General features: G+C 75.3%; 18 protein-coding genes. 8 read left to right on the forward strand and 10 right to left on the reverse strand.

The features are described 5' to 3' along the window. Window positions 1-39 precede the first annotated feature (39 nt). Both GA0070611_RS21020 and GA0070611_RS21025 read left to right on the forward strand, forming a co-directional pair. Entirely contained in the window at window positions 40-2,556 is a 2,517-nt protein-coding gene (locus GA0070611_RS21020; RefSeq protein ID WP_091666992.1) for an FtsK/SpoIIIE domain-containing protein, read from the forward strand. Then, complete coding sequence (locus tag GA0070611_RS21025) at window positions 2,553-3,248, forward strand: hypothetical protein (protein WP_091666995.1); 696 nt, start codon at window positions 2,553-2,555, stop codon at window positions 3,246-3,248. Before GA0070611_RS21020 ends, GA0070611_RS21025 begins: the two co-directional genes overlap by 4 nt. Before the next feature lie 83 nt (window positions 3,249-3,331). On the opposite strand, the gene folE is transcribed toward GA0070611_RS21025, so the two are convergent. The 4 genes from folE to GA0070611_RS31370 form a co-directional block, all read right to left on the reverse strand. Next, on the reverse strand, window positions 3,332-3,991 hold the full coding sequence (gene folE, locus GA0070611_RS21030; protein WP_091666998.1) for a GTP cyclohydrolase I FolE: 660 nt from the start codon (window positions 3,989-3,991) through the stop codon (window positions 3,332-3,334). Between the two features lie 35 nt (window positions 3,992-4,026). Then, window positions 4,027-6,036: an ATP-dependent zinc metalloprotease FtsH gene (gene ftsH, locus GA0070611_RS21035; protein WP_091667000.1), complete on the reverse strand. Its 2,010-nt coding sequence runs from the start codon at window positions 6,034-6,036 to the stop codon at window positions 4,027-4,029. A gap of 381 nt (window positions 6,037-6,417) precedes the next feature. Then, on the reverse strand, window positions 6,418-6,993 hold the full coding sequence (hpt, locus tag GA0070611_RS21040; RefSeq protein WP_091667002.1) for a hypoxanthine phosphoribosyltransferase: 576 nt from the start codon (window positions 6,991-6,993) through the stop codon (window positions 6,418-6,420). A gap of 100 nt (window positions 6,994-7,093) precedes the next feature. Next, window positions 7,094-7,231 (reverse strand): hypothetical protein, encoded by a 138-nt coding sequence (locus GA0070611_RS31370; protein ID WP_167604454.1) that lies wholly within the window; start codon window positions 7,229-7,231, stop codon window positions 7,094-7,096. Window positions 7,232-7,381: 150 nt separating this feature from the next. Between GA0070611_RS31370 and GA0070611_RS21050 the strand changes: the two genes are divergently transcribed. Next, window positions 7,382-8,341 (forward strand): GlxA family transcriptional regulator, encoded by a 960-nt coding sequence (locus GA0070611_RS21050; RefSeq protein ID WP_091667006.1) that lies wholly within the window; start codon window positions 7,382-7,384, stop codon window positions 8,339-8,341. Here the strand turns inward: GA0070611_RS21050 and GA0070611_RS21055 are convergent, their stop codons facing one another. From GA0070611_RS21055 to dacB, 4 genes are all read right to left on the reverse strand, one after another. Then, on the reverse strand, window positions 8,342-9,970 hold the full coding sequence (locus GA0070611_RS21055; protein WP_091667008.1) for a gamma-glutamyltransferase family protein: 1,629 nt from the start codon (window positions 9,968-9,970) through the stop codon (window positions 8,342-8,344). It abuts the gene before it with no gap. A gap of 482 nt (window positions 9,971-10,452) precedes the next feature. Beyond that, complete coding sequence (gene tilS / locus GA0070611_RS21060) at window positions 10,453-11,433, reverse strand: tRNA lysidine(34) synthetase TilS (protein WP_091667011.1); 981 nt, start codon at window positions 11,431-11,433, stop codon at window positions 10,453-10,455. Between the two features lie 16 nt (window positions 11,434-11,449). Next, window positions 11,450-12,517, reverse strand: a complete 1,068-nt coding sequence (locus GA0070611_RS21065) for a zinc-dependent metalloprotease (RefSeq protein ID WP_091673211.1) — start codon at window positions 12,515-12,517, stop codon at window positions 11,450-11,452. Between the two features lie 59 nt (window positions 12,518-12,576). Next, the gene (dacB, locus tag GA0070611_RS21070; protein WP_407940447.1) at window positions 12,577-14,079 is read right to left on the reverse strand and encodes a D-alanyl-D-alanine carboxypeptidase/D-alanyl-D-alanine endopeptidase; all 1,503 of its coding nucleotides are present in this window, start codon (window positions 14,077-14,079) and stop codon (window positions 12,577-12,579) included. A gap of 451 nt (window positions 14,080-14,530) precedes the next feature. Here dacB and GA0070611_RS21075 point away from each other — a divergent pair, with 451 nt between their 5' ends. Next, window positions 14,531-15,034, forward strand: a complete 504-nt coding sequence (locus GA0070611_RS21075) for an inorganic diphosphatase (RefSeq protein ID WP_091667016.1) — start codon at window positions 14,531-14,533, stop codon at window positions 15,032-15,034. 59 nt (window positions 15,035-15,093) lie between these two features. On the opposite strand, the gene eccD is transcribed toward GA0070611_RS21075, so the two are convergent. Next, window positions 15,094-16,485, reverse strand: coding sequence for a type VII secretion integral membrane protein EccD (gene eccD / locus GA0070611_RS21080; protein WP_091667019.1), 1,392 nt, complete (start codon window positions 16,483-16,485; stop codon window positions 15,094-15,096). A 101-nt stretch (window positions 16,486-16,586) separates the two neighbouring features. Here eccD and eccCa point away from each other — a divergent pair, with 101 nt between their 5' ends. From eccCa to GA0070611_RS21100, 4 genes are all read left to right on the forward strand, one after another. Further along, window positions 16,587-20,546: a type VII secretion protein EccCa gene (gene eccCa / locus GA0070611_RS21085; protein ID WP_091667022.1), complete on the forward strand. Its 3,960-nt coding sequence runs from the start codon at window positions 16,587-16,589 to the stop codon at window positions 20,544-20,546. Window positions 20,547-20,633: 87 nt separating this feature from the next. Then, the gene (mycP, locus tag GA0070611_RS21090) at window positions 20,634-21,956 is read left to right on the forward strand and encodes a type VII secretion-associated serine protease mycosin (RefSeq protein ID WP_407940379.1); all 1,323 of its coding nucleotides are present in this window, start codon (window positions 20,634-20,636) and stop codon (window positions 21,954-21,956) included. 43 nt (window positions 21,957-21,999) lie between these two features. After that, window positions 22,000-22,803, forward strand: a complete 804-nt coding sequence (locus tag GA0070611_RS21095; RefSeq protein WP_091667024.1) for a phosphatase PAP2 family protein — start codon at window positions 22,000-22,002, stop codon at window positions 22,801-22,803. A 30-nt stretch (window positions 22,804-22,833) separates the two neighbouring features. Next, complete coding sequence (locus tag GA0070611_RS21100; protein WP_091667026.1) at window positions 22,834-23,556, forward strand: phosphatase PAP2 family protein; 723 nt, start codon at window positions 22,834-22,836, stop codon at window positions 23,554-23,556. 10 nt (window positions 23,557-23,566) lie between these two features. Here the strand turns inward: GA0070611_RS21100 and GA0070611_RS21105 are convergent, their stop codons facing one another. After that, complete coding sequence (locus tag GA0070611_RS21105) at window positions 23,567-24,745, reverse strand: MarP family serine protease (protein WP_091667028.1); 1,179 nt, start codon at window positions 24,743-24,745, stop codon at window positions 23,567-23,569. Window positions 24,746-24,820: the final 75 nt, after the last annotated feature.

The raw sequence follows: 24,820 nt of genomic DNA on the forward strand, positions 1-24,820 counted from the left end.
TCACAGCTCGGGGAGGACAGGTCGGCCTCGGGAAGAGAGGTGGACGCGGTGGCGACTCCGAAGGCGCGAGCCGGTCGGGCCGCCGTCCTGCACCGGCGGGCGGAGGCGGCCGCGACGGCCGCCGCCGGCATCCTCGACGAGATCCGGCCCGCCCCCGCCGACCACCACCGGCAGTACGAGCTGGCCGAGCGGCTGCGTGCCGCGGCGGCCCTCGCCGCGCCGGGCTGGGCCGGTCGACCCCTGGCGGAGCTGGCCGTGGCGACGCCGCCCGGCGACGGGCCGCCCGGGCTGGTCCGGGTGGGCACCGCCGCGCCGCTGGACGACGCCCGGTTCCCCGCGCTGGTGCCGTTGCTCGGCAGTGGACACCTGGCGGTCGACACGGACGCCACCGATCCCCGGGTCGCCGGCCTGCTGCGGGCGGTCCTGCTGCGCCTCTTCGCGGCCACCCCGGCCGGGGCGCTGCTGGCCCGCGCGGTGGACGGCACCGGGTCGACGTTCACCGGCTTCGCGGCGCTGGCCGACGCGGGCCTGCTGCCGCCGCCGGCCACCGACCTGACCGGGTTGCGGGCGGTGCTGGCCGAGGCCGAGCAGTGGGTGGCCGCGGGAACCGCCCGGCAGCGCGGGCACGATCGGACGCTGCTCGTGGTGGTGGCCGCCCTGCCGGACGGGGTCACCCCGTCCGACCTGACCCGGCTCGGGGAGCTGGCCGCGCAGGGGCACCGGGCCGGGCTGCACCTGCTCGTGGCCGGCTGGCCGGAGACCACCGTCCTGCCGCAGGCCACCACGGTGTCGGTGCGGACGGCGTACGCGCTGGTCGGCGACCCGCCCGGCGCGGCCTTCAGCAGCCCCGGCGCGGAGCCGCCCGGCGGGCTGAACGCGCCGGTCTTCGTCGACGAGGACCCGCCGGCCGAGCTGGTCACCGACATCTGCCGCCGGCTGGCCCGGCAGATCGAGGACGGGTCCCGGCTCGCCCTGACCGACCTGCTGCCCACCGACGATCTCTGGGCGACGGGCTCCGCCGACGGGCTCACCACGACGGTCGGCGACGCCGCCGGCCGGCCGGTCAGCCTGGGATTCACCGAGCTGACCCCGCACTGGCTGGTCAGCGGGCGCTCCGGCACCGGTCGCTCGGCGTTCCTCACCGACGTGCTGTTCGGCCTGGCCGCCCGGTACGGTCCCGACGAGCTGGTCCTCTACCTGGCCGACCTGGCCGACGGCGAGTCCTTCGTGGAGTTCCTGCAGACGGAACGGGACCGCTCCTGGGTGCCGCACGTCCGGGCCGCCGGGATGGCCGCCGACCGGGAGTACGTGGCGGACCTGTTCGGCGAGCTGGAGGCGGAGTTGCGCCGCCGCGAGGAGGCCGGCCGGCGCGCCGGCGGCCAGCGGTACGCGGAGCTGCGTGAGCACCAGGCGCTGCCCCGGATCGTCTGCGTGATCGACAACTTCCCGCTGCTGCTGCGTGACCGGGACCGGCTCGCCACCGACCTGCTGGCCCGGCTGGACGGGCTGGCCCGCGCCGCCCGGGCGTACGGGATCCACCTGGTGCTGGCCGGCGAGGGTGACCTGGGCATCGGCGGGCCGCGTGACCCGTTGCTCGGCCAGTTCCCGGTGCGGGTGGCACTGCCCGGCGGCTCGGCGGTGCTGGAGCCGGCGAACGACGCGGCGGCCGGGCTGCCGGTGGGCAGCGCGGTGGTGAACACCGCCGGTGGGCTCGGCGGTCCCCGTGGCGCGACCCGGGGCCACGAGCGGATGGTCCGCTTCCCGGATCCGCACGAGGACCCGGAGGTCCTCGCCGACCTGCGGCACCGGCTCTGGTCGGCCCGGCCGGAGGGAGCCGGCCCGCCGGTGGTCTTCGCCGGGTACGCGCGACCGCTGCTCGCCAACGACCCCCGGCACCGGGCCGCGCTGGCGGGTCGGGCGCACGCGCCGGCCGCGCTGCTCGGTCGGGCCGTGGACGTGCACCGCTCCACGGTGGCCGTCCCGCTCGGGCCGGCCGCCGGCCGGAACCTGGCGGTGCTGGGCCGCGACGAGGAGGCCGAGCGGCTGCTGGTCACGGCGGCCCGGAGCGTGGCGGTGCAGCACGGGCCGGCCCGCTTCGTGCTGGCCCCGCTGGCGAACGGCTCGGACGGGCCGGCGGCGGTGCTCGCCGCCGAACTGGCGCAGCGGCACGAGGTCGAGACCGTGGACGTGGCCGGCCTGCGGGCCGCGCTGGCGGCGGACGAGCCGGGCTACCTGGTGGTGTTCGGGCTGGACGTGCCGCACGCCGAGGAGCTGCCGCCGGACCTGTTGCGCACGCTGCTGCTGGAGGGTCCGCCGACCGGCCGGCACCTGCTCGGCTGGTGGCGTACGCCGGGGCCGCTGGTCGGGCTGCTCGGCCCGGAGGGCGAGGTGGACAAGTTGACCGCCGTGGTGGTGACGGACGTGCCCGGGGCACGGTTGGAGCAGCTCTTCGACCGACCGGTGGCCTGGCGGCCCCGCCCGGCACGGGCGGCGCTCTGGGACGGGCCGGGTGAGCAGGGGACGGTCCTCGTGCCGTTCGGTGAGGAGCCGTCGTGACCGGCACCGCCGCGATCGTGCCCGGGCCCCGCACGCCCGCCGTCGAGGGCGAGCCGGGCGAGGCGGCCTGGGCCGACTACGTCGCCACGGCCCGCCAGCTCGACGGGGTACGCCGGGCCGCCGCGACCGCCGCCGGTGAGCAGGCGCGGTCGGTCGCCGCCGCCCGCGAGGAGCTGGCCGGCGTACGGGAGCGGCTCGCCCCGCAGCAGGCGCGGCTGCGGGAGCTGGGCGTACCGGCGATCTCGCTGGTCCCGACGCCGCCGGAGGTCACCGAGTCGGCCCGGACGATGGCGGGCGGGCCGGCGGCCGTACTGGCCGGCCTGCGCTCAGCCCGGGACTGGGCGGAGGCGGCGGACGACACCCTCGCCGCGCGGGGCCTGCCCCGGCTGGCCCGCTGGCCGGCCCGCCCCCGCAACCTGCTGGTGTACGGGCCGCTGGCCCTGGTCTTCCCGCTGCTCCAGCTGATGGTCTTCCTGGCGACCGGGACGGGACCGGTGAGTGTCGGGGCGCTGGTGCTGGGGCTGCCGATGCCGGCGGTCGCGTTCATGGCCGGCTGGCTGGCGATCGGCCGGCTGTTCCGGCCCCGCCCCGAGGACCGGCTGGACCGGACCCCCCGCTTCGGCGCGTTGGTCTGCCTGATCCCGGCCCTGCTGATGACCGCCGGGCTGGTCCTGGCCATGTTGCCCGGCTGACCGGCCGCAGCGGCGGCGGGGGGGTCACGAAGCGGCCCCCGCTCCGCCGCGGAGGGCGGGAACGGGGGCCGTCGCACTGCTCGTCAGCGGATGATCAGGGACATCGCCTCGGCGCGTGACTTGGCGTCGCGCTGGAAGGTGCCGCGGACGGCCGAGGTGATCGTCTTGGCGCCGGACTTCTGGATGCCGCGCATCGCCATGCACATGTGCTCGCACTCGAGCACCACCACGACGCCGCGCGGGGCCAGCCGGCTCATCAGCAGGTCGGCGATCTGGGAGGTGAGCCGCTCCTGCACCTGGGGCCGCCGGGCGAAGACCTCGACCAGTCGGGCCAGCTTGGACAGGCCGGTGATCCGGCCGTCCGGCCCGGGGATGTAACCGATGTGCGCGCTGCCCCGGAACGGCAGCAGGTGGTGCTCGCAGAGGCTGGTCACGTCGATGTCCCGGACGAGGACCAGTTCCTCGTGGTTGGCCTCGAAGGTGGTGCTGAGCACCTGCCCGGGGTCGACCCGCAGGCCGGCGAAGAGCTCGGCGTACGCGCGGGCGACCCGGGCCGGCGTCTGCTGGAGTCCGTCCCGGTCCGGGTCCTCGCCGACGGCGATCAGGATCTCCCGGACCGCCTTCTCGATCCGGGCGAGGTCGACCGTCTCCTCCACCGGACGCCCGGTCAGCTTGCCGCTGATCAGGCGGGCGGCGACGAAGTCGAGGCCGTCCTCGTCGGGCTCGGTCGCGGAGACGGCCAGCTCCCCACGCGGGGAGCTGGCCGTCGGGTCCGTGCTCAGTGCATACCGTCCGAGTTGTTCGAGGACTGGCCGGTGACCGAGGCGCCGTCGGCCTGGGCCTGCACCTTCAGCGCGTCCTTCTCGGCCGGGGTGAGCACCGGCGGCTCGGTGGAGGGCTGGCGCTTGCCGAAGCCGTGGTACGGGGCCATCGGCGGGCGCTTCGCCACCCGGGCGCAGATCCGGGCCATGTCGGCGGTGGAGAGGGTTTCCTTCTCCATCAGCTCGAGCACGATGTTGTCCAGGACGTCCCGGTATTCCACCAGGATCTCCCAGGCCTCGTCGTGGGCCAGCTCGATCAGCGCCCGCATCTCGCCGTCGATCTCGGCGGCCACCGCGTCGGAGTAGTCCCGCTCGTGGCCCATGTTGCGGCCGAGGAACGGCTCGTCGCCGCTGGTGCCGTACTTGATCGCACCGAGCTTGGAGCTCATGCCGTACTGGGTGATCATCGCCCGGGCCAGCCCGGTGGCCTTCTCGATGTCGTTGCCGGCGCCGGTGGTGGGCTCGTGGAAGACGAGCTCCTCGGCGGCCCGGCCACCCAGCGCGTACGCCAGGGTGTCGATCATCTCGGCCCGGGTCTGGGTGTACTTGTCCTCGGTCGGCAGGACCAGGGTGTGGCCCAGCGACCGGCCCCGGGACAGGATGGTCACCTTGTGCACCGGCGCGGCGTGCGGCAGCGCCCAGGCGACCAGCGCGTGCCCACCCTCGTGGTACGCGGTGATCTTCTTCTCCTGGTCGCTCATCACCCGGGTCCGTCGCTGCGGACCGGCGATCACCCGGTCGATCGACTCCTCCAGGGAGTCGTTGGTGATCGCCCGCTGGTCCTTGCGGGCGGTGAGCAGCGCGGCCTCGTTGATCACGTTGGCCAGGTCGGCACCGCTGAACCCGGGGGTACGCCGGGCGACCGAGTCGAGGTCGACGTCGGGCGTGAACGGCTTGCCCTTGGCGTGCACCCGCAGGATGGCCTTGCGGCCCTCCATGTCGGGGGCGTCCACCGGGATCTGCCGGTCGAACCGGCCCGGGCGCAGCAGCGCCGGGTCGAGGATGTCCGGCCGGTTGGTGGCGGCGATCAGGATGACCCCGCCCTTGGTGTCGAAGCCGTCCATCTCGACCAGGAGCTGGTTGAGGGTCTGCTCCCGCTCGTCGTGGCCGCCGCCCATGCCGGCGCCGCGGTGCCGGCCGACCGCGTCGATCTCGTCGACGAAGACGATCGCCGGCGCGTTCGACTTGGCCTGCTCGAAGAGGTCGCGGACCCGGCTGGCGCCGACACCGACGAACATCTCCACGAAGTCCGAGCCGGAGATGGAGTAGAACGGCACCCCGGCCTCGCCGGCCACGGCGCGGGCGAGCAGCGTCTTACCGGTACCGGGCGGGCCGAAGAGCAGCACGCCCTTCGGGATCTTGGCGCCCAGGGCCTGGTACTTCGCCGGGTTCTGCAGGAAGTCCTTGATCTCGTGCAGTTCCTCGACGGCCTCGTCCGCCCCGGCCACGTCCGCGAAGGTCGTCTTCGGGGTGTCCTTGGTGATCATCTTCGCCTTGGACTTGCCGAAGTTGAGCACCCGCGAGCCGCCGCCCTGCATCTGCGACATGAAGAAGAGCAGCAGGAGCACCAGCAGCGCGATGGGGAGGAGGTTGACCAGCAGGCTGACCCAGATGCTGTCCGAGGAGACCTTGGTGTCGGCCGGGCCGGTGATCTTGTTCTCGGCCTTGGCCTTCAGGACCTCGTTCCAGACCTGGCCGCCGACCTCGTACGGGAACTGCGCCTCGATCTTGTCGGTGTTCGCGTCACCGAACTTGGCCTTGTCCTTCAGGTCGAGCTGGAGCGTCTGCTCCTTGTCCTGGAAGACGACCTTCTCGATACCGCCCTTGTTGAGCTGATCGAGCGCGACGGAAGTGTCCACGCGGTGGTAGCTGGGACCAGCGGTGAACAGTTGACTGAGCACAACGGCGCCGAGGATGACCAGGATGATCCAGACCACCGGTCGGCGGAAGAAACGCGTACGTTCCATGCTGTCGTCGGGCGCCGAGACGCCCGCATCCTCCTGATCGACGTCCTGACCGACTGAATGGTGTCGCCGCCTCGGGCGGCGGCCGTAGCCGCCGTGCGGGCCGGCCCCGACCCCGGAGCGCGAGAACTGCCGCGCCGTGGTCATTCGACGGTACACCGTTCGTGCCAGATGTGAGCTTGCGAGCCCGGCACTTACGCGTACGGCGAACCGAGGTTTCGAGCCGGCGTGCCGGGAGCTCCGCACCCGACCTCCCGGACCGCCCGGTCACGCGGACGAGGGGTCGGGCGTGGAGGGTGCCTCCACGTCACCGGCCTCTACCGTAGTCCGAAAGGCTGAGAGCCCGCTGAACGTCCGCTTGACGGACCCCGGCCGGGCCGGGGTTCACGCCCGGGCGTAGACCTCGGGCTTGAGCACGCCGACGTAGGGCAGCTCGCGGTAGCGCTCGCCGAAGTCGAGGCCGTAGCCGACGACGAACTCGGTCGGGATGTCGAAGCCGACGTACTTCACCGGCACCTGGACCTTGACCGCGTCCGGCTTGCGGAACAGGGCCACCACCTCGACGCTGGCCGCCGAGCGCGACTCCAGGTAGCGCAGCAGCCAGGAGAGGGTCAGGCCGGAGTCGACGATGTCCTCGACGACCACCACGTGCCGCCCGGCGATGTCCCGGTCCAGGTCCTTGAGGATGCGCACCACCCCGGAGGACGTGGTGCCCTGCCCGTACGAGGAGATGGCCATGAAGTCCAGCTCGGCGGGGGGACCCTGGCGGCCCAACGCGCGGGAGAAGTCGGCCATGAACATGACCGCGCCCTTGAGCACGCAGACGAGCAGGAGCCCGTCCTCGACGTGCGCGTAGTCCGCCGAGACCTGCTTCGCCAGCTCCGCGGTCTTCTCGCGGATCTGCGCCTCGGAAATGATCACGTGGTCGATGTCGGCGTCGTACCAGGAGCCGTCAGCCATGCTCCTAGCCTGCCGTACGCCTGACGGCCCCCGTCGGCGGGGCCGCCCCTTTTGGGCACGGTCCCACCCGGGAATTTCTGGGCGTACAGCACAAATCACCTCAGCAGGTGCGGGAGTGCCAACGCCGACCGTCGTCGGTCGGCTTCCAGTCGGCGGAGTCCCGGCTGTCGGCGGTCAGCCCGACGAGGCCGGCGAGGGCCAGGAAGAGGAGGAAGAGCAGGAGCAGCAGGACGGCCATGGCGGCGCTCGCTTTCGCGTGGTTGATGTCGGTTTCGCCGCCGGTGCGCACCGGACTGCACCCAGTCTGCGGGGCGCGACCCGGCCCGAAAAGTGGCAGGAATGCCAGCGGGCATCGATTTCCTGCCACCTGTCGGGTTACCCTCGTCACATGCTCCGCTCCGTGGCCGTCATCGCGCTCGACGAGGTCGCCGCGTTCGAGCTGGGTGTGCTCGCCGAGGTCTTCGGCACCGACCGCACCGCCGACGGCTTCCCCGGCTACCGCTTCCACCTCTGCACGGCCGACGGCCGGCCGGTCCGGACCCGCTCCGGCTTCCTGCTCACCCCGCACGCCGACCTGGCCCCGGTCGAGGAGGCCGACCTGGTCGCCGTGCCCGCCCACGGCGACGGGACGACCGCGCCGGCCGCGGTGCTGGACGCGCTGCGACGGGCCGCCGACCGGGGCGCGTGGGTGTTCAGCGTCTGCTCCGGCGCGTACGTGCTGGGCGAGGCGGGGCTGCTCGACGGGCGCGACTGCACCACCCACTGGCGGTACGTCGACGACCTGCAACGGCGCTTCCCGGCGGCCCGGGTCCGGTGCGACTCGCTCTACGTGCAGGACGGGCCGCTGCTCACCAGCGCCGGGACCGCGGCCGGGATCGACGCCGCGCTGCACCTGGTCCGGCAGGAGCACGGCTCGGCCACCGCCACCCGGTTGGCCCGCCGGATGGTCGTCCCCCCGCACCGCGACGGCGGCCAGTCCCAGTACGTCGAGGCGCCCATCCCGAAGGCGCCCGAGGCGCCCACCCTGGAGCCGGTGCTGGAGTGGCTGATGGGCCGCCTCGACCGCACGGTCACCGTGGACGAGCTGGCCGCCCGGGCCGGCATGGCCCCGCGCACCTTCGCCCGCCGGTTCCGCGCCGAGACCGGCACCACCCCGCACGACTGGCTGACCAACCAGCGGGTGCTGCTGGCCCGGCGGCTGCTGGAGGAGACCCGGCTGAGCGTGGAGCACGTCGCCGACCGGGCCGGCTTCGGTGACGCCGCCGCGCTGCGGCACCACTTCACCCGCCGGGTGGGCACCAGCCCGCAGGCGTACCGGACCACCTTCCGGGAACGCGTCGAGGCCTGATCACCAGCCCAGCATCGCGCCGTCGACCCGGGACTCCGAGCCGACCGCGTACCCGCCGCCCGGCGTACGCCAGATCGCCTGCCCGTACCCGAAAGCCGCCGGGTCGCCGGCGACGGTGACCTCGTGGCCCCGCGCCCGCAACCCCGCGACCACGCCGGCGTCGAGACCGGACTCGACCAGCAGCGACCGGCCGGCGTGCCAGTACCAGCGCGGGGCGTCCAGGGCGGCCTGCGGGTCCAGCCTGGCGTCGAGGGTCGCCGAGACCAGCTGCACATGCCCCTGCGGCTGCATGTGGCCGCCCATCACCCCGAACGGGCCGACCGGTGCGCCGTCGCGGGTCAGGAAACCCGGGATGATCGTGTGGTACGGCCGCTTCGCCGGCCCGACCACGTTCGGGTGACCCGGGTCCAGCCGGAAGCCGGTGCCCCGGTTCTGCAGCGCGAAGCCGTGCCCGGGCAGCACCACGTGCGACCCGAAGGCCAGGTAGGTGGACTGGATCAGGCTGACCATCATCCCGCCCGGGTCGGCCGTGCAGAGGTAGACGGTGCCGCCCCGCTCCGGCTCACCGGCCACCGGATCGCCGGCCCGGCCGGTGACCAGCGCCCGCCGGGCCGCCGCGTACGCCGGGTCGAGCAGGGCGGCCGTCGGCACGGCCGACCGCTCCGGGTCGGCGACGTACGCGTGCGCGTCGGCGAAGCCGAGCTTCACCGCCTCGATCTGCCAGTGCGTCCACTCCTCGGCGGTCAGCGCGGCCGGGTCCACCCCGTCGAGGATCCGCAGGGCCAGCGACGCGGCGATGCCCTGCCCGTTCGGCGGCAGCTCCCACACCTCGTGCCCCCGGTACCGGGCGGGCACCGGGTCCACCCAGGTCGAGCGGTGCCGGGCCAGGTCGTCACCGGTCAGGAAGCCACCGGTCCGGGCCGCGTGCGCGTCCAGCGCCGCCGCGATCCGGCCCCGGTAGAAGTCCTCGGCCCCGCTGTCGGCGATCCGGCGCAACGTCCACGCCGCGTCCGGGTTGCGCCACCGCTCCCCCGGCCGGGGCGCCCGGCCGTCCACGGTGAACACCCGGCGGAACTCCGCGTACTCCGCCCCGACGGGGCCGGCGTGCCCGGCGACGCCCCGGGCCCAGGTGGCGGCGGTGCCCGGCGCGACCGGGTAGCCCCGTTCGGCGTACCCGACGGCGTCGGTGAAGAGGTCGGCGAAGGGCAGCGAACCGAACCGCTCGTGCAGGTCCCGCCAGCCGGCCGGCGCGCCCGGCACGGTCACCGGCAGCCAGCCCCGCGCCGGCACCGCCGGCCCGGCCGCCTGCGCGCCGCCCAGCGCGTCGACCGGCTCGGCGCCCCGCCCGCCGGTGGCGGCCAGCACCAGCTCCCGGGTCAGTGCCGCCGGGGACCGCCCCGAGGCGTTCAGCCCGTGCAGCCGCTCACCGTCCCAGACGATCGCGAACAGGTCACCGCCGATGTCGTTGGAGGGTGGCTGCACCACGGTCAGGGTGATCGCGGTGGCCAGCGCGGCGTCGACGGCGTTGCCGCCGCGCCGCAGCACGGCCAGGCCCGCGGCCGCCGCGAGCGGCTGGCTGGTCGCGACCGCACCGTTGGGGGCCAGCAAGGGCTGCCGGGAGTACGCCATGAGCCCTGTCTACCGCCTCCGGCGGCTCCCGGCGACCCCCGCGACCTACCCCACCCCGCCCGCCGCCCGCCGTCCGGCTCGATGCGCTCGGCCTGCTCCGCGCGCTCGGCCGACGCGCGCTCGGCGAACGTCGCGCGCTCGGCGAACGTCGCGCGCTCGGCGAACGTCGCGCGCTCCTCGGGCGCGGCGTGCCCGGCCGGCTCGGCGGCAACCCTTCTCCAGCGCCTTTGCTCTGCTTCAACCCACGCAACACTGCGGGGCCGTTTCTGTTGCGCCCGTTGAAGCAGAGCAAAGGCGGCAGATGGACATGGCGGCCCGCGCCCAACCGGACTGGTCAGAGCCGGATCGGGTCGGGGTCGGAGTGGCAACCGGGGCCGGCGCGGGTCGGGCCAGGCCCGGTGCCGGTCGGACCGGGAGGAGCTTGGGCCGATCGAGCCGGGTCGGGACCGGTCGGGGTGGAGCGGGCGGTGAGGACCGCGGATTCAGGCGGCGTGCAGCCGGCCGGCGTGGCGGCACACGGGAATGCCGCCCGGCAGGTGCACCGGGCCCTGACCGTGCCAGTCGGTGACCAGGGCATCGAGGGCGGTGACGTGCCGGTGGGACAGGGCGGCGGGCGGGGCGCCCAACTCGCGGGCCCAGGCCTGCAGCACCCGGGTACGCACCGCGGCCGGCAGCGCGGCCAGCGCGTCGACGGTGAGGCCGCCGTCGGCCGCCCGGGCCCCGGCGAGCGCGGCGGCGGCCAGCTCGTCGAGGGCGGCGGTGTCGGCGGCGAGCAGGGCTGCGGTCCGGGCCAGGTTGCCCACCACCCCGGGGCCGAGCGCGTCGACCAGGGCCGGGAGCAGATCGGCCCGGACCCGCGACCGGGCGTACGCGGGGTCGGCGTTGTGCGGGTCGTCCCAGGGGATCAGGCCGAGCGCGGCGCACGCCGCCCGGGTGTCCGCCCGGGCCACGTCCAGCAGCGGACGCAGCAGCGGCACCGCGGCCAGCTCACGGCGCTCCGGCATGCCGGCCAGCCCACGCGGGCCGGCCCCCCGGGCCAGCGCCAGCAGCACCGTCTCGGCCTGGTCGTCGCGGGTGTGGCCGAGCAGCACGGCGGCGGCGTCGTGCCGTCGGGCGGCGGCCACCAGTGCGGCGTACCGGGCCGTCCGGGCGGCCGCCTCCGGACCACCGGCGCCGGTGACCCGCACCGGCACCGCCTCGACCGGGTCGAGCCCCTGCTCGCCGGCCCACCGGGCGACCGCCTCGGCGCGTCCGGCGGAACCGTGCTGCAGGCCGTGGTCGACGGTCACCAGGCCGGCCCGTCGGCCGAGGCGCGGGGCGACGAAGGCGGTGGCGGCGGCCAGCGCCAGCGAGTCAGCGCCGCCGGAGCAGGCCACCAGCACCGGTCCGGGGCCGGGCAGTCCGGTCAGCGCCCGGCGTACCGCCACCCGGACGGCGGCGACCGGTGGGGCGAGCGCGCCCACGGCTCGCGGGCCCGGCTCAGCCGGCGGCCGGGGTCGCGCCCGCCGGCCCGTGCACCCGGGCCACCCAGGCGCCCGGGTCGCCCAGCTCGTCGAGGCGGGGCAGGGTCAGCGGCGAGCTGAAGATCTTGTTGAAGCCGGGCATGCCGACCCGGTCGACCACCCCGTGCACGAACTTGCGGCCCTCGGCGTACTGGCGCATCTTGACCTCGATGCCGAGCAGCCGGCGGATCGCCTTCTCCACCGGGTTGCCCGACTCCCGCCGCCGGTTGAACGACGCCCGGATCGACTCCACGCTCGGGATGACCTGCGGCCCGACCCCGTCCATGACGAACTCGGCGTGCCCCTCCAGCAGCGTCATCAGGGCGGTGAGCCGGTCCAGCACGGCGCGCTGCGCCGGGGTCTGCACGATGTCCAGCACGCTGGCCCGGCTCTCCGGGTCCTTGACCGCGTCGGAGAGGGTGGCGACGCCGCGCCGCAGCCGTTCGAGCAGGTGCTCGCCGCCCTGCGCGGCGTCCACGAACGCCTGGACCTCACCGAGGAAGTACGCGCGCATCCACGGCACCGAGGTGAACTGGGTGCGGTGGGTGACCTCGTGCAGGCAGACCCAGAGCCGGAAGTCCCGGGGGTCCGCGCCGAGCTTCCGTTCCACCTCGACGATGTTCGGCGCGACCAGCAGCAGCTGACCGGGGTCCCCGGCGAACACCTCGTACTGGCCGAGCACCCGGCCGGAGAGGTACGCCAGGATGGTGCCCGCCTGCACGCCGGTGAGCCGGGAGCCGACCGCCTCGGTGAGCGCGCCGGGGCGCTTGTCGCCGGAGAGCCGGCTCACCAGCGGGGTGATCACCTCGCGCAGCCCGGCGATGTTCGCCGCCGCCCAGTCCCGCCGGTCCACCACCCGCACCGGCGGGTGCGCGACCTGCGAGCGCAGGCCTGTGTAGTCGGCCACGTGCCCGGCTGCCTCCTCGGTCAGCCGCCGCAGCTCCGTGACCACGTCGGTCGCCTCGGCGTACGACACCCGGGGGCCCGACTTGCCCAGGGCCCCCGCGGTGGCGGCGGCCAGATCCCAGTCCACGAACTGCGCCATGAACCCACCGTACCCGGGCCGCGACACCCCAACCGGGGATCGACGACCGTCGTAGCGTCTCAGCGGCAGCCGCAGCCGGCCAGCGCGGAGGTGATCCGGTCGAGCGCCTGGCGGGTCGCGTCGAGGGTGTCCGGCGGGGCCTGGTCGGTCAGCACGGCGAAGGTGAGCAGCCGGCCGTCGGCGGTGGTGACCAGGCCGGAGATGGCGTTCACCCCGGTCAGGGTGCCGGTCTTGGCCCGGACCACGCCGGCGCCGGCCTTCGTCACCGCCGCCTGGTAGCGGTCGTTGAGGGTGCCGGACCAGCCGCCGACCGGCAGCCCGCCGAAGATCGCCGTCAGCTCCGGGTGGCTGCCGTTGCCGGCGAGGGTGAGCAGGTCGGTGAGGAACGACGGGCTGATCCGGTCGGTGCGGGACAGCCCGCTGCCGTCGGCCAGGCTGATCTCGTCGGCCGGCAGGCCCAGCTCGCCGAGCACCTGGTCGGTGGCGGCGGCCCCGCCGGCGAACGAGGCCGGCTTGCCCTTGGCGAGCGCCACCTGCCGGGCCATCGTCTCGGCGATCACGTTGTCACTCTCGCTGATCATGATGTCGACCAGCCGGACCAGCGGCAGCGACTCGACCTTCCCCAGTTCGGTCCCGGGGGCGGGTGCGCCGTTGGCCGACGCGCTCGGGGCGGCCGGCGCGGTGCCCGGCTTCGCCTCGGCGGCGTCGCCGGAGAGTCCGAGCAGCTTGGCGAACTGCCGGCCGGCGGTCAGGTCCGGCTGGGGCACCCGCTCGGCGGCGTGGTTGGTCTCCTCGGCGGTCCGGCGGGCCGTCTCCGGGTCGCGTCGGGCTCCGTCGGTCATCAACGCGGTGATCGCCGCGCCGAAACCGCCGGTGGGGATGTCGGCGTCCCAGCCGGGCTCGAACTTCGGACCGGTGAACAGGGTCGAGTCGACCGTGACCCGGGTCGGCGCGGTCCCGCCGAGCGCGGTGCGCACCTGGGCGGCCAACTCGTCGAGGCGGGCCGCGCCCGGGTAGAAGCCGTTCTTGTCCACGGCCAGCGTCGGGTCACCGCCACCGACGAGGACGACCTCGCCGGGCTCGGCCCCGGCCACCGCCCGGGTCGGGATCCGGTACGCCGGACCGCGCGCGGCCAGCACGGCGACCCCGGTGGCCAGCTTCGTCACCGAGGCGGGCACGGTCGGGGTGTCCTGCCCGCTGCCGTAGAGGGACTGCCCGGTGGCCACGTCGGCCACCGAGACGTTCACCCGCTCGCCGAGGGCGGCGGCCCGGACCAGCGGTTCGAGTGCGGCGCGTACCCCCTCGGGGGTGGGCTCGGGGGCGTTGGCGTCCGGGCCGGCGAGCACGGCCGGCGGGTCGGGCTCGGCGGCCCGCGCTTCGGCCGTCGGCGACGCGGCCCCGCCACCGAGCCAGCCGGCGATCGGGCCGGGCCGGACCACGGCGAGGCCGACGGCGGCCAGCGCGACGACCAGCACGCCGGCCAGCACGGCGAGCAGCCGACCCCGGCCGCGCCGGGCCGGCGGGGGCGGGGGCGGGGGCGGGGCGGCACCGTACGGCGGCACGGGAGGGCTGACCGGGATGCCGGCGGCGTTCCCGCCCGGCGGGCTCACCGGGGCGGCCGCGGCGGGGCCGTAGCGGCCCGGGGTGGCCGCGGCAGGGTCGTAGCGGCCCGGGGTGGCCCGGCCGACCGCGCCGGGCGGGGTCGCGCCGGGGCGACCGACCGGGGCGGAGCCGCCCGGGCGACCGGCGGGACCGACACCGGGGACGCGGACCCGGCCGGTGGCACCGCCGGAACCGGACCCTACGGACTTCGGCCCGTCAACCCCCTCCGGGCGGTAGTGTGAATCTTCCCTCCCCACGACCCCCTCCTCCCCCGCTGCTGAGCGCCTTGGGTGACACTACTTCGGTCCGAACACTATGCGGCGGCCGGAGCCGGCGGGGGTCGTTCCACCCGCGGAGGGCGGCGCCACTGGTTTCCGTTAGCCAGCGTGGGCAAACGAGGGAGCGTGGAAGATGGATTTCGACGTCACGGTTGAGATCCCCAAGGGTCACCGCAACAAGTACGAGGTGGACCACGTGACCGGCCGGATCCGGCTGGACCGCACCCTCTTCACCTCCACGCAGTACCCGGCCGACTACGGCTTCATCGAGGGCACCCTCGGCGAGGACGGCGACCCGCTCGACGCGCTGGTCCTGGTCCCCGAGCCCACCTTCCCGGGCTGCCTGATCCGCTGCCGCACCATCGGCATGTTCCGGATGACCGACGAGAAGGGCGGCGACGACAAGGTCCTCTGCGTGCCCTACGAGGATCCGCGCCAGGAGCACCTGCGGGACATCCACCACCTCGGCGAGTTCGACCGGCTGGAGATCCAGCACTTCTTCGAGGTCTACAAGGACCTCGAGCCGGGCAAGTCGGTCGAGGGCGCGACCTGGGTGGGCCGGGTCGAGGCCGAGGCCGAGATCAAGGCGTCGTACCAGCGGGCCAAGGAGGCCGAGGAGCGCGGCGAGACGCACTGATCCACCACCGGACTTCCGGGCCCGGGTCGCACGGCGACCCGGGCCCGTTCGTGTCCCGGTCAGCCCAGCAGGCCACGGGCCCGGTCGTAGAGGTCGAGCACCGCGCAGGCCACCGGGACCACCGAGACCACCAGCGCGGTGTCGGTCAGGTCGGCCAACCGGCCCAGGTACGGCGAGACCGGCCGGCGCGCGTACGTGGCGCCCGCCGTCACCGCGGCCAACGCCAGCAGCAGCCCGCCGGCCGCCAGCACCAGCCGGCCGGTCGGGCCGGCCGGCCCGGCGAGCACCGCGCCGAGCAGGGCGGACCCGGTCAACCCGGCCACCACGGGTGGCACCCGGTGCCGGACCGCGACGAAGAGCCGGGACCGCAGCAGCAGCACCGCCGCGCCGACCGCCGCCAGCAGTCGACCGGCCGTCCCGCCCGCCCCGACCAGCACCGCCGTGGCGGCCACCGCCAGCAGGGCGTGACCGAGCAGCAGGCCGGTCAGCACCTCCTCGGTGCGGGCCACCGCCGCGTGCACCCGTCCCTTGTCGGGCAGGTCGCGTACGCCCTCCGGGCCGGTGGCGGGCAGGGTGATCGACGGCAGCGGCACCTTGCCCAGCCGCAACGCCAGCAGCGGCAGGCCGCCGAGGGCGAAGACCAGGACGGCGAGCAGCACGGCGGCGGTGCCGGCGGCGTCGAGCAGGAACCCGCCGAGGGCCGCCGACGCGCCGACCGCGCCGACGGTCGCCCCGGCCACGAAGACCCGGGCCCGACTGGCCACCCCGAGCAGACCGAGCACCGAGACCAGCAGCAGGGCCACCGAGCCGGCCAGCAGCTCCGGACCGCCGACCCAGCGCAGCGGCCCGAACGGGCCGACCGGGTCGCCGGTGCCGACCGCCAGGGCACCGGCCGCCGCCGCCCACGGCAGCGCGTACCCGCCGAGGGTGGTGCCGACCGGGCCGTCCCCGTACGCCCGGCTGGCGGCGGTGCCGGCGAGCACGAGCAGCAGCGCCACCGCGGCCGCGACGGGCCAGCCGTCACCCCGGGCGGGACCGGCGGCCAGCACGGCGGTGAGCCCGACGGCCAGCGGCACGCCCGCCCCGGCCAGGGTGGCCGCCCGGGTGGCCGCCGGTGACCAGGCGGCGCCCCGCCGGCGGGCCCCGTCGGCGATCGCCTCGACCACGTCGTCGTACTCCAGCTCGGGCCACTCGGCGCGGGCCGGGACGAGGTGCAGCACCTCGCCGTCGCGGACGCCCTGGGGCAGCAGCGCCTGTGCGGTCGCCAGCACCGCGCCGTCGGTGCGGCGCAGCACCCAGCCGCCGTGCCGTTCGCCGTCGTCGGCCAGCCCCTCCCCGGCGTGCCGGAGCACCTCGGGCAGCAGCTCGGCCAGGGGAACCTGTTCCGGCAGGGCCACGTCCACCCGCCGCTGCGGGGCACTGATGGTGACCCGAGCCAGCCCGGTTGTCATCTATGTCTCTCCATATTGAGCGGGACGGGTGACTGACGGATGACAGGACTTTACCTACCATGAGCCAGGCTCGGGTTACCGAGAGCCACGGGGAGGGCTCAGTGTCCACTGTCGTCATCAAGCGGCCGCCACGCCGCCCGGCGCCGGAGATCCCGGCCGGCGAGCTGCCGGTCGAGGCGCCGCCGGAGATCCCGGTGCTGACCGGCGGGCGCTGGCAGCAGGCGCTGATGGTGCTGCCGATGCTCGGCGGCACGGTGGCGATGGCGATGATGTTCGGCCGGGGCGGCGGGGCCTACTCGTACGTGGTCGGTGGCATGTTCGGGCTCTCCTCGGTCGCCATGCTGGTGACCTCCTGGGGCAGCGCCTCCGGCACGCCCCGCAAGTCGGAGATGATGGCCGCCCGCCGGGAGTACCTGCGCCACCTGGCCGCGCTGCGCCGCCGGGTCCGGCAGACCGCGGGCGCGCAGCGGGCCGGCCTCTACTACCGGCATCCCGACCCGGGCCGGCTCTGGTCGACGGTGGAGAGCCACCGGGTGTGGGAGCGCCGGCCGGGCGACCCCGACTTCGCCGTGGTGCGGGTGGGGGTCGGCCCGCAGACCCTGGCCACCCCGCTGGTCCCGCCGGTGACCCGGCCGCTGGAGGAGCTGGAGCCGATGACCGCGGGGGCGCTGCGCCGCTTCCTCGACGCGTACTCGGTGGTGCCGGACCTGCCGGTGGCGCTCTCGCTGCGCAGCTTCGCCCGGGTCTTCGTCCGCGGTCCGGCCGACGGGCCCGGCACCGGTTCGCCGGCCGCCCAGGGGCTCGCCCGGGCGCTGCTCACCCAGCTCGCGGTCTTCCACGCCCCCGACGAGCTGCTGATCGCGGTCTGCGCCGGGCCGGAACGACGGGCGGTCTGGGAGTGGGTCAAGTGGCTCCCGCACGCCCACCACCCGAACCGCCGCGACGCGCTCGGCCCGGTCCGGCTGGTCACCAGCTCCGCCGCCGAGCTGGAACGGCTCCTCGACGACGTGCTGGCCAGCCGCTCCCGGTTCAGTCCGGCCGGCCCGGCCACCGACGGCCCGCACGTGCTGGTGCTGCTCGACGGGGGCGACCTGACCGGGGCAACCGACCTGGCCGGGGACGGTGGCATCGACGCGGTGACCGTGCTCGACCTGGACACCCCGCCGCCCCGGCTGCTCGACCGGTACGCCCTGCTGCTCGACCTGACCGACGGACGGCTGCACTCGTGGTCGGCGGAGGGGCACGCCGAGGTGGGCCGCGCGGACGCGCTGGCGCCCGCCGACGCCGAGGCGGTGGCCCGCCGGCTCGCCCCGCTGCGGCTCGCCGGCACGGTACGCGGGCCGGACGCCCCGCCCGGCGCGGAGCCGGGACTGCCCGAGCTGCTCGGCCTCGGCGACCCGGAGAACTTCACCGCCGACCAGGGGTGGGCGGCGCGGGCGGCCCGGGACCGGCTGCGGGTGCCGATCGGGGTGGGCGCCGACGGCGGCGCGATCGAGCTGGACCTCAAGGAGTCGGCGCAGGACGGCATGGGCCCGCACGGCCTGCTGATCGGCGCGACCGGATCCGGCAAGTCGGAGCTGCTCCGCACCCTGGTGCTGGGGCTGGCCGCCACGCACAGCTCGGAGCAGCTCAACTTCGTGCTGGTCGACTTCAAGGGCGGGGCCACCTTCGCGCCGTTCGAGCGGCTGCCGCACACCGCCGCGGTGATCACCAACCTGGCCGACGCGCTGCCCCTGGTCGACCGGATGGTCGACGCGATCAACGGGGAGCTGACCCGCCGCCAGGAGCTGCTGCGCCGGGCCGGCAACTTCGCCAGCCTGCGGGACTACGAACGGGCCCGGACCGCCGGCACCCCGCTCGCCCCGCTGCCGTCGCTGCTGCTCATCTGCGACGAGTTCTCCGAGCTGCTCTCCGCCAAGCCGGACTTCATCGACCTCTTCGTGCAGATCGGCCGGGTGGGCCGGTCGCTCGGCGTGCACCTGCTGCTGGCCAGCCAGCGGCTGGAGGAGGGGCGGTTGCGCGGGCTGGACACCCACCTGTCGTACCGGATCGGGTTGCGTACCTTCTCGGCGCTGGAGTCCCGGACGGTGCTCGGGGTGCCGGACGCGCACGAACTGCCCCGCAGCCCGGGGCACGGCTACCTGCGCTCCGGCACCGACCCGCTGGCCCGGTTCAAGGCCGCGTACGTCTCCGGGCCGGTACGCCGCCGGGGCGCGGCCGGGGGCGCGGCGGGCGGTGCGGCGGCGCGGCTGCTCACCTTCTCCACCCACCTGGTGCCGGTGCCGGAGCCGGCCGTCCCGGCGCTGCCGGCGAACGACGAGGAGGGCGCCGAGAGCCTGCTCGACCTGATGGTGTCGCGGTTGGCCGGGCAGGGTCCACCGGCCCACCAGGTGTGGCTGCCGCCGCTGGACGGTTCCCCGTGCCTCGACGAGCTGCTCGGCCCGGTGGGTGTCGACCCGGGTCGCGGCCTCACCGTCGCGAACCCGGAGCTGCACGGCGCCCTCCAGGTGCCGGTGGCGGTGGTGGACAAGCCGGCTGAGCAGCGCCGCGACCTGTTCTGGCTGGCCCTGGACGGCGCGGCCGGGCACGTGGCGGTGGTGGGCACCGCCCGCAGTGGTCGGTCCACCGTGCTGCGCACGCTGATCTGCGCGCTGGCGCTCACCCACACCCCCGCCGAGGCACAGGTCTACTGCCTCGACTTCGGCGGCGGGACGCTCGCCCCGCTGCGCGACCTGCCGCACGTCGGCGGGGTGGCCGGGCCCACCGACGACGCCGCGGTCCGGCGTACCGTCGGCGAGATCGCCGGCCTGCTCGCCCGGCGGGAACGGCAGTTCGCCGAGGCGGGCGTGGAGTCGGTGGCGGCCTGGCGCCGGCGGCGGGCCACCGCGCTGGCCGGCGGGCAGCCCGGCACCGACCCGTTCGGCGACGTGTTCCTGGTGATCGACGGTTGGCACACCCTGCGCAGCTCCTACGACGACCTGGAACCGCTGGTGACCGACCTGGCCACCCGGGGCCTCGGCTACGGGGTGCACGTGGTGGCGAGCGCGCTGCGCTGGTCGGACTTCCGGCCGGCGATCCGGGACCTCCTCGGTTCCCGGGTCGAGCTGCGCCTCGGCGACCCGTCGGACACGCTGGTGAGCAAGCGGCAGTTCGCGGCGACCGTGCCGGAGCAGCGGCCGGGGCGTGGCATCACCGCCGCCGGCCTGCACTTCCTCGCTGCCGAGCCGACCGTCCCCGAGCTGGGTGGCGAGGCCGCCGACCTGGTGAAGGCGGTGGCCGGGGCGTGGGCCGGTCCGGGTGCGCCGCCGGTCCGGCTGCTCCCGCCCGTGCTGCCGTACGCGGAACTGGACCGCAGCGGCACCGGCGGGCTGGCCTTCGCGATCGGGGTGGCCGAGGCCGACCTGAGCCCGGTGGTGCTGGACTTCGCGGTCGAGCCCAACTTCGTGGTCTTCGGCGAGGCCGAGTGCGGCAAGTCGTCGTTCCTGCGCGCGCTGGCCACCTCGATCGTCGAACGGTTCACCCCGGACGAGGCCCGGGTGATGCTGGTGGACTACCGGCGCAGCCTGATGGGCACGATCGAGACGCCGCACCTGATCGGGTACGGCACGGCCGCGCCGCACACCGCCGAGCTGATCGAGTCGGCGGCGGGCTACCTGCAGGGGCGGCTGCCCGGGCCGGGCGTGACCCCGCAGGAGCTGCGCAACCGCAGCTGGTGGGCGGGGCCGGAGCTGTTCGTGCTGGTGGACGACTACGACCTGGTGGCCGGTGGGCCGACCAATCCGCTGCGTGCCCTGGAGGAACACCTGCCGCACGCCCGGGACGTCGGCCTGCACCTGGTGCTGGCCCGCCGGACGGCCGGCGCGGGCCGCACCTCGTACGAGCCGATCATCCAGCGGCTGCGCGAGCTCTCCACGCCCGGCCTGGTGATGTCGGGCGGGTCGGAGGAGGGCGCGCTGATCGGCCAGGTGCGGGCGGGACCGCTGCCACCGGGGCGGGGTCGGCTGGTGACCCGCCGGGAAGGCGTCCGGCTGGTGCAGCTGGCCCATCTGCCCCCGGGATGAACGGTGCCACCGAGTTGCACCGTGGGGTGGGGCGGAACCGGTAATCTCCGAGCAGCATGGTCTCGTCGCGATGAATGGCTGGGGAATGTGACCAGGGATCGGCAGGGAGCTTCGACCGTGACCCGGCGGATCGCCGGGCGCGCGCTGCTCGGCGTGGCCGCCACCGTGGCCGGCGTGGCCGGTCCGCTGGCCCCGCCGGCGCACGCCGCCCCGGTCCGGCCGGTCACCGCGCCCCGGGAGCCCGCCGGGGTGGCCACCCTCGGCTCGCCGGTCCGGATGGACCAGGTCCGCGACGACCAGTGGCAGCTCGACGCGTTGCACGCGAAGGAGGCCTGGCGGCTCTCCACCGGCCGGGGCGTGGTGGTCGCGGTGATCGATTCCGGGGTGGACGGTTCCCATCCGGACCTGGCCGGCCAGGTGCTGCCGGGTCTCGACCTGGTCGCCCCGGGCGGCTCCGAGGGGCCGGACCCGGTGGGGCACGGCACCACCGTCGCCGGTCTGATCGCCGGGCGCAACGACGACGACCGGGGGGTGGTCGGTCTCGCGCCGGACGCCAAGATCCTGCCGGTACGGGTGCTCGACGACCAGAACCGGTACGACGACGCGCTGATCGTCGCCAAGGGGGTGCGCTGGGCGGTCGACAACGGCGCCCGCGTGATCAACCTGTCCCTCGGCGGTGGCGGGGACAGCCCCGCCCTGGCGGCCGCCCTCGACTACGCCTTCGCCAAGGACGTGGTCGTGGTGGCCTGCACCGGCAACCTGGCCACCTCGGCCAGCGCCAAGGTCTGGTACCCGGCCCGCGAACCCGGCGTGATCGCGGTGGCCGGCCTGGCCCGCAACGTCACCGATCTCTGGTCCGGCTCGATCACCGGTCACGAGACGGTGCTCACCGCCCCGGCGACCGGCCTGCACGGGGCCCGACCGGACGGGTACTGGCGGGTACAGGGGACCAGCTTCGCCTCGCCGCTGGTCGCCGCGAGCGCGGCCCTGGTCCGCTCCCGGTATCCGCAGATGTCCGCCGGGGACGTGGTCAACCGGCTGGTCAGCACCGCGAAGGACCTGGGCCCGACCGGCCGCGACGACCGGTTCGGCTACGGCCTGGTGGACCCGGTGGCCGCGCTCACCGCCGACGTCCCGTCGGTGGGGCGCAATCCGCTGGACGACAACGCCGCCCCCGGCGTGGTCGGCTTCGGCCCGGCCCCCGGCTCCGGGGACGCCCGGGCCGCCGCCGGGCAGGGCGGCGACCCCTTCTACACGGTGCCCCGGCAGCAGACGAAGTGGGCGGCCCGGGCCGCGGGCGAGGCGACCGGGGACGCGCCGGACCGACTCTGGACCGCCCTGGCCCTCCTCGTCGCACTGGTCACCGGCGCGGCCCTGGTGGTCCGCCGGATCCGGCACGCCCGTCGCTGAGTCACGGGTCTGACCTGCCCGCTCCCGGGGTAGTGGTCAGCGCATGAACGTGCGGGATGTCGACGATCGGGTGCCGGGTGACGGGCGTTCCTGGCGGTCCGCCCGGCTGGACCCGGACCGCTCCCTCGGCCTGCGGCTGACCGTGGCGGCCGTCGCGGCGTTCCTGGTGCTGGTGCCGTTCGCCCTGCTCGCGTTGCTGGTGCTGGGCGCCTGGCCGCCGCTGTTCCGGCTCGACGCCTCGGTCACCGACGCGCTGCACCGCTACGCGCTGGGCCATCCCGCCTGGGTGCGGACGATGAGCGTGTGGAGCGACGTCTTCGCCCCGGGCCCGCTGCGGGTGACCGCCGCCCTGCTGGTCGGCTGGCTGCTCTACCGGCGGGCACCCCGGCTGGCGGTCTGGGTGATCACCACGATGACCGTGGGCGGGCTCCTCGGCGGGCTGCTCAAGCTGCTGGTCGGGCGGCACCGCCCGGATCTGCTGGACCCGGTGGCCCGGGCCGCCGGCTACTCCTTCCCGTCGGGGCACGCGCTGAACGCCACCCTGGCCGCCGGGGTGCTGCTGCTGGTCTTCCTGCCGTACGCCCGCGACCGGCGGCCGCTGCGCTGGGCGCTCTGGGCGGGTGCGGTGCTGCTCGCCGGGGTGACCGGGCTCAGCCGGATCGCCCTGGGCGTGCACTGGACCAGCGACGTGGTGGGCGGGTGGCTGCTCGGGTCGGCGACGGTCGCCGCCACCGCCGCCGGCTTCAGCACCTGGCGCTCCCGGACGGGTCGCCGGCCGGCGCGTACCACCCGGGAGGGGGTCGAGCCGGAGCTGGCCGAGCCGGACCCGGACGAGGACCACGCGTAGTTCTGCTCCGCTCGGGGTAAAGGGCGGCCCATGTCCGATGTCGTGGTCCAGGTCGCCCGGCGGGTCCTGCTGCCGCTGGCGCTGCTCTTCTCCGTCATGGTGGCCCTCGGTCTGCTGATCACCCGGGTGCTCGCGAAGACGTGGCCGTTCACCGTCGAGGACAGCCTCAACCGAGAGCTGGCCGCCGACCGCACGTCGGGGTGGAACGACGTGTCGCTGGTGTTCAGCACGCTGGCCAGCACCCAGGTCATCGTCGCGGTGACGGTGCTGGTGGCGCTGGTGCTGCGGCTGGTGCTGCACCGCTGGCGGGAGCCGCTCTTCCTCTGCGCCGCGGTGACCGCGCAGGCGCTGGTCTTCCTCTTCACCACGATGGTGATCGACCGCAGCCGGCCGGCGGTCGAGCACATGGACGTCTCCCCGCCGACCTCCAGCTTCCCGTCCGGGCACACCTCGGCGGCGACCGCGCTCTACGTCGGGATCGCGGTGCTGCTGGCGCTGCGGGCACGTAGCACCCCGGCCAAGGCGGCCTGGTGGACGCTGCTGGTGCTGGTGCCGATCGGGGTGGCGGTCACCCGGATGTACCGGGGCATGCACCACCCGAGCGACGTGGTGGCGTCCTTCGTCAACGGCGGCACCTGCGTGGCGATCATGGCCCGCGCGGTGCTCGACCGGACCCTCACCTGGGGCCGGGCCAAGCTGTCGATCGGTCGTTCCGGCGACGACGTGGCCCCGGCCGCCGCGTCCGCGGGCTGACCGGTCCGGCTCAGGTGCACTCGCCGGTGCCGACCGCCCGGGTACGCTCCGCGCCGGCCAGCGCCACCGGACGGGCCTCGGCGGCGGTGACCGCGAACCCGGTGTTGGGGTCGTCGGCCGCCGCCGCGAAGATCACGCCGAGCACCAGGCCGTTGGAGGAGACCAACGGGCCACCCGAGTTGCCGCTGCGGACCAGTGCCCGGATCGTGTAGATCTCCCGGGTGACGTCCCCGGCCGAGTAGATGTCCGGACCGGTGATCCGGTCGACGTCCCGGATCCGGGCCGGGCGGGCGTCGTACGGGCCGTCGAGCGGGAAGCCGAGCACGATCGCGTCCGCCCCGCTGCCGGCCGCCCCGGCGGCGAAGCGCAGTGACGGGCCGGGCAACCCGGGCACGTGCAGTACGGCCAGGTCCCGCTCCGGGTCGTAGACGACCACCTCGCCGTCGTACCGCTCGCCGCGCAGCTCCACGGCCACCGAGCGGGTGCCGGCCACCACGTGCGCGTTGGTCATCACCCGGTCGTCGGCGTACACGAAGCCGGAGCCCTCGATGCGGCGGGCGCAGCTCGGCGCGGAGCCCAGCACCTTCACCACTGCCCGCTGGCTGGTCTGCACCACCTGGGAGCCGGCCAGCGCCGGGTCGGGCGGGGAGACCTGGCGGGCCCGGGTGGGGGCCAGGTCACCGAAGACGTCCGGGAAGCCGTTGGTGTCGACGGTGTCCCGCAGTGCCGTGGAGAGGTCCTGCGCCTTGTCGGGCAGCAGCCGGTCGATCACCGTGAGCAGGGCGCTGTTGCGCACCGAGGAGGCCACCCAGGGCACCGACGAGGAGCCCAGCGGCACCGCGACCAGCCAGGCCACCAGCATCACCGCGAGGACCGAGACGAGCGCGCCGCCGATGTCGTCGACCCGCTTGGCCAGGTCGTTGGTGATCGTCTTGCGCAGGTGCGAGCCCAGCCAGCCGGCGAGGGCCTGACCCAGCACGGCGAGCCCGAAGATCGCCACGAGGGAGATCAGCACGCGGGTGCCGCTCTCGCTGAACTGCCGCGCCACCAGCGGACCCACCTGGAGGCCCACCAGCGCGCCCAGGAAGAACCCGGAGAGCGAGAGCGCTCCGATGGCGAAGCCCTGGCGGTATCCGCTGATCGCGAACACGAGCATGAGCAGGAGCAGGACGAGATCCACGGCGGACACGCGTCCAGGGTACGGGCAGGCCGCCCGCGACAGGCTGAGCGCTCGCTGAAGGTGACGCTCCGGCCCGCGCCGGTG

It is taken from the genome of Micromonospora auratinigra, assembly GCF_900089595.1.
Classification (GTDB): Bacteria; Actinomycetota; Actinomycetes; order Mycobacteriales; family Micromonosporaceae; genus Micromonospora; species Micromonospora auratinigra.